Raw genomic sequence first — 1,528 nt, 5'->3', positions numbered from 1 at the left:
CTCTTCATGACGGTCGGCTCCCTTCTGTGTGTGGCTCCGGCCCCCGCTGTCTCTAGCGTGAGCCGATCCACGGAAGCTATGAAGCGACTACGGACAGAACCGGAGCCGGCCGTTTCATGCTGACTTGCTGACTTGTTGTTCGGGTGCGTAACGCCGTGTGGTTGGTCCATCGTCATTGTGTGACCTGCCTCTCACCTACGATCTGGTCGTGTCCTGGGATGCGGAGCTGAGCGCGTTGACCGAGCGGATCGCGGGGCCGATGTTCACCCGGCCTGAGTCGCACTCAACGTTCGGTGACCTGGTCCGCGCTCTGCTGGCCGACGTCCCGCGGAAGAACTCCTGGCAGCTGGCCGACCACATCGGCTACGTCAAGGCGCACCGGTTCAAGAAGCTCGTGGACGAGTCCGCCGCCCGCGCCGCGGTCAGCGAGGTGATCGGGACACACTGAGCACCACCGCGACAACGTGAGCATCAGACCCCCGTCCCGCACCCGCTGGGCGGGGTCTTCCTTGTCGTCCACATGGACACCCTGAGCGCCGCCCACATGCCCAAAATCAACGCCGGTCAACAGTCTGCTTCGTCCAAGAATGCGCTGCTCAGGTCGGCTTCGTACAAGTTCACGCCGGTCAGGTCCTCGCCGGTCAAGTTCGCACTGAACAGGTCCGCGCCTTTGACACGGATCGCCTTCAAATTGGGAAAAGACGCCGGATCGAGTCGGTCTCGGGTCGTGGCCCGGCGACCGAGGACGGTCAGTGCCGCTTGCACATCTGTTGCTGGCGCCTCTGGTAGCTTGGCCTTGAGGGCGGGGTCGTGCTCGCGGATGAATGCGGCCACCACGTCGTAGATGGTCGAATGGTCTCTTGGGGAGTCTTTCGCCAAGCGCTCCAAGGCGTAGATGCCGCCCAGGCGGACGTCGATCTTGCCGGAACCGAGCTGTTCGACTGCCTTGGTGTAGCGGTCGGTGATCTGTCCCTGTTCGGTGGTGGCTTGATTCTGCCGGGTGGTGTCCAGGGTTTGGGCGGTGTACCACAAGCCTTGCGCGGTGAATACGACACCGCCGATCACCACCAGCCCGGTCGCGGCCTGGATCAGCGTGTGGCGGGCGGCGTTGACTGCCTCGATGCGCTCTTTGGCCGACAGGGTGCGCCGGTCCCGATCGGTCAAGGGCCCGCGTTCCCCGGCCAGCCGACGAGCACCGGGGCCGAGCAGCAACGCCAGCAGCAGTGACACCACCGCTGTCAGGGCAAGGCCGAGCGAAACCCAGCGGGCCCAGTCGGGGACGGGCGCACGCAGCGCCACCAGCCCCGCAGTGATGCCCAGCACGAGTATGGCGAGCGCAGCGGCCAGCCACACCCGCCATCGCGCTGACCGCGGACCCGCGAGTTCAGCCTCCTCAGGAGGTACAGACCTTGAAGGGCTAGCAATCAGCGACGGAACGGATACGTAACGCTATAGGTGCGTTACATGCCTGTATTTCAGCAGTACAACTCTCCTGTGCGATATCCCGACGGTGGCGGACTGTCCGCCG

General features: G+C 64.6%; 1 protein-coding gene and 1 pseudogene. One reads left to right on the top strand and one right to left on the bottom strand.

What is annotated here, in order from left to right:
• Positions 1-184 precede the first annotated feature (184 nt).
• Positions 185-400: pseudogene (locus ACFLIM_RS50165) on the top strand (IS701 family transposase); the annotation flags it as partial.
• A 164-nt stretch (positions 401-564) separates the two neighbouring features.
• Here ACFLIM_RS50165 and ACFLIM_RS50160 read toward each other — a convergent pair.
• The gene (locus ACFLIM_RS50160; protein WP_393178013.1) at positions 565-1,353 is read right to left on the bottom strand and encodes a pentapeptide repeat-containing protein; all 789 of its coding nucleotides are present in this window, start codon (positions 1,351-1,353) and stop codon (positions 565-567) included.
• Positions 1,354-1,528: the final 175 nt, after the last annotated feature.

Origin of the sequence: Nonomuraea marmarensis (assembly GCF_043197025.1) — a bacterium.
Lineage (GTDB): Bacteria > Actinomycetota > Actinomycetes > Streptosporangiales > Streptosporangiaceae > Nonomuraea > Nonomuraea marmarensis.
This window is presented reverse-complemented; position numbering and strand designations above follow the sequence as displayed.